Source organism: Variovorax boronicumulans, assembly GCF_040544675.1.
In the GTDB taxonomy this organism is placed as follows: Bacteria; Pseudomonadota; Gammaproteobacteria; order Burkholderiales; family Burkholderiaceae_C; genus Variovorax; species Variovorax boronicumulans_D.
On record NZ_JBEPKK010000045.1, the window covers coordinates 1 to 3100 of the forward strand.

Here is a 3100-nt window from a genome sequence, read left to right on the forward strand (position 1 = left end):
CCGGGCTGCTCGCCCGAGTGCCAGCCCACCAGCGGAATGCCGGACTTGGCCGCGCCCGAGAAGGCGGCCTTCTGCTCCGTCGTGTCGAAGCCGCCCACCACGATGCCCGCGGGCTTGACGGCCAGCGCCTGGTTGAGCGCCGCGGTGCGCCCGCTGACCGTGCCCTGCCCGTCGATGACGCGCACGGTCCAGCCGATGGCGCGGGCCGCCTCCTCCACGCCCTTGCTGACGCCCACGATGCCGCCGTTCTTCATGTCGCCCGCGACGAAGACGATGGTCTTGCCCGCCGCGGCCTTGGGGCCGGTGGTGGGGCCGTCCCATTTTTCCTTGGTCATGGTGGCGAGCTCGACCTTCTTCTTCGCGGCATCCAGGAAGTCGTCGGCCATGGCTTGGTGCGCAGCCGTGGCAGCGCACAGCGCCAGCACGGCGGCGGCGATGGTGCGTGCAGGAACAACACTCTTCTTTTTCATGCTTGTCTCCAGTCGTTTGCGATGAACCGTCAGTTCGACGGTGTTGAGGGAACCGGTTGTTGCGCGTGGTCGAGCTGGCGCTCGGCAATGCGCCGCTTGATCGAGCGGTTGCGCCGCTGCTGCGCCCAGCCCGCGATGCCGATGGACACCAGCAGCGTCAGGCCGTTGAAGAGCGGCTCCACATAGAAGGCGCCGCCGAACTGCTGGATGCCCGAGATGCCGATGGCCAGAATCGCCACGCCCACCAGCGTGCCCCACACGTTCACCCGGCCCGGCCGGATGGTGGTGGAGCCGAGGAAGGCGCCGACCAGCGCCGGCAGCAGGAACTCCAGCCCCACGCTGGCCTGTCCGATCTGCAGGCGCGAGGCGAGCAGCACGCCCGCAAAGCCCGACAGCAGGCCCGATGCCACGAAGGCGCCCATCACATGCTTGCGCACCGCAATGCCGTTGAGCTGCGCCGCCTTGGGGTTGGCGCCGATCACGTACAGCGCACGGCCCAGCGGCGTGAACTCGGTGACGACCCACAGCGTGACGCTCACCGCGAGCACGTAGAAGGCGCCGATGGGCAGGCCCAGCAGATTGCCGCCCGCAATGCCGACGAAACCGTCGGGCAGGTCGCCCACCACCTGCCGCCCGCCGCTGTGCCACATCGCGACCGCATAGATCACGGTGCCGGTGCCCAGGGTGGCAATGAAGGAATCGATCTGCGCGAGCTCCACCAGCAAGCCGTTGAGCACGCCGAAGAGCGCCGCGCAGGCCAGCACCACCAGCACGGCCGCCGGCCAGGGCAGGCCGAAGGTGGTCTGCAGGCTGATCGCCAGGATGTGCCACAGCACGATGCCGTAGCCCACGGTGAGGTCGATCTTGCCGGTGATCATCGGAATGGTCGCGGCCAGCGCGAGCAGCGCGATCACCGACTTGTCGGCCAGGATCGCGCGCAGGTTGAACAGGGTCGGAAAGGTGTCGGGCAGCAGCAGCGAGAACAGCAACGCGAGCGCAACCATCAGCGCCACGAGGCCGTAGACCGGCATGGCGCGGCCGATGCGCTGCAAAAAGGAGACGGCCTCGCCGTCGAGCGACTTGTCGGGCTCCAGCGCGGTGGATTTGATCGAACTGCTCATGCGGATATTTCCTCGCGCGATACCGCGCCTGCGGCCAAGGCCAAAAGTTTTTCTACAGTGATCGCCTCGCCCTTGAGCTCGGCGGCGATCAGCCCGTCGCGGAACACGAGCACGCGGGTGCAGACGGTCGCGATTTCCTCGAAGTCGGTGGAGACCACCACCAGCGCGGTGCCGGCCTCCGCGCGTTCGCGCAGCACGCCGTAGATCTGCCGCTTGGCGCCCACGTCCACGCCGGCGGTGGGCTCTTCGAGCACCACGAGCGGCTTGTCCAGGTGGAACCAGCGCGCCAGCACCACCTTCTGCTGGTTGCCGCCCGAGAGCTGCTGCACCTCGGCCGAGGGCGCGGGCGGGTTGATGTCGAAGCGGCGGATGAGCGCGAGCGCGTTGTCGTGCTCGCGGCGCGGGCGGTCGAAGGCCAGGCCGCGGTCGCCGTGCAGCGCGGCGTTGGGGAACAGGTTCTCCAGCACGCTCATCGAGCCGGCAAGGTTTTCTTCAAGGCGTTCGCCGGCGACATACGCCACGCCCGCGCGAATGGCATCGGCGGGGCAGGTGAACGCGCAGTCGTTGTCCAGGAGCCGCATGCGGCCGGCGGACAAGGGCTCGCGGCCAAAGATGGCACGGCTGATGGCCTCGTGCCCCGCGCCGCGCAGGCCGACGAGGCCCAGCACTTCGCCGCGGTGCACAGAGAGGCTCAGCGGGCCGGCGTTGCCGCTGGCCGCAGCGTCCAGCTGCAGCACCGGCTCGCTGTGCGCCGGCGCGCTCGCCTTGGGCACCGAGGCCGACAGGGCCTTGCCGACGATCAGGCCGACCAGCTCGCCTTCGTTGGTGTGCGCCGTGGTCTTCACGGCCACCAGCTTGCCGTCGCGCATGACGGCCGCGCGGTCGGAGATGGCCATCACTTCGTCCAGGCGGTGCGACACGTAGAGCATCGCCATGCCCTGCCGGCGCAGTTCGCGCAGCACGCCGAACATGCGCTCCACGTCGCTCATCGGCAGGCTGGCCGAGGGCTCGTCGAGCACCAGCAAACGCGCCTTGACCTCGAGCGCGCGGCCGATGGCGAGCAACGATTTTTCGGCACGGGTGAGCGAGAACACGCGGCGGCCGGGATCGATGTCGCAGCCCACGCGCGCCATCACGCGGCGCGCGGTGTCGTTGGCGGCAGACCAGTCGATGAGACCGAAGCGGCGCGGGTAGCCGGTGCCCAGGCCCACGTTTTCTGCAACGGTCATCCACTCGACGAGGCCCAGGTCCTGGTGGATGAAGGCAACGGGTTGCTCGCGGCGGTCGGTGCGCCGCCAGGTCGCCTGCGGCTGGCCCTCGAAGAGGATCTCGCCCTGGTCCGCGGGATAGATGCCGGCCAGCAGCTTGATGAGCGTGGACTTGCCCGCGCCGTTCTCGCCGAGCAGCGCAAGGATCTCTCCGGCGCGCACGTCCAGCGTCACCTTGTCCACCGCCTGCGTGCCGCCGAAGCGCTTGCAGACAGACTGGAATTGCAGCAGGGGCGGGTTC

3 protein-coding genes are annotated in these 3100 nt (G+C 69.1%); all 3 read right to left on the reverse strand.

Features of this window, described 5'->3' with window-relative positions:
* A partial coding sequence (locus tag ABIC90_RS27285; protein WP_354359856.1) for a substrate-binding domain-containing protein occupies nucleotides 1-470 on the reverse strand: 470 nt, incomplete at its 3' end.
* A gap of 29 nt (nucleotides 471-499) precedes the next feature.
* Nucleotides 500-1591 (reverse strand): ABC transporter permease, encoded by a 1092-nt coding sequence (locus ABIC90_RS27290; RefSeq protein ID WP_354359858.1) that lies wholly within the window; start codon nucleotides 1589-1591, stop codon nucleotides 500-502.
* The coding region (locus tag ABIC90_RS27295) for a sugar ABC transporter ATP-binding protein (RefSeq protein ID WP_436318251.1) at nucleotides 1588-3100 on the reverse strand (1513 nt) is incomplete at its 5' end. The genes ABIC90_RS27290 and ABIC90_RS27295, both read right to left, overlap by 4 nt.

Excerpts from the sequence above, each read along its gene's own strand:
- ABIC90_RS27290 (WP_354359858.1), bottom strand. The coding sequence starts at position 1,591 with ATGAGCAGTTCGATCAAATCCACCGCGCTGGAGCCCGACAAGTCGCTC.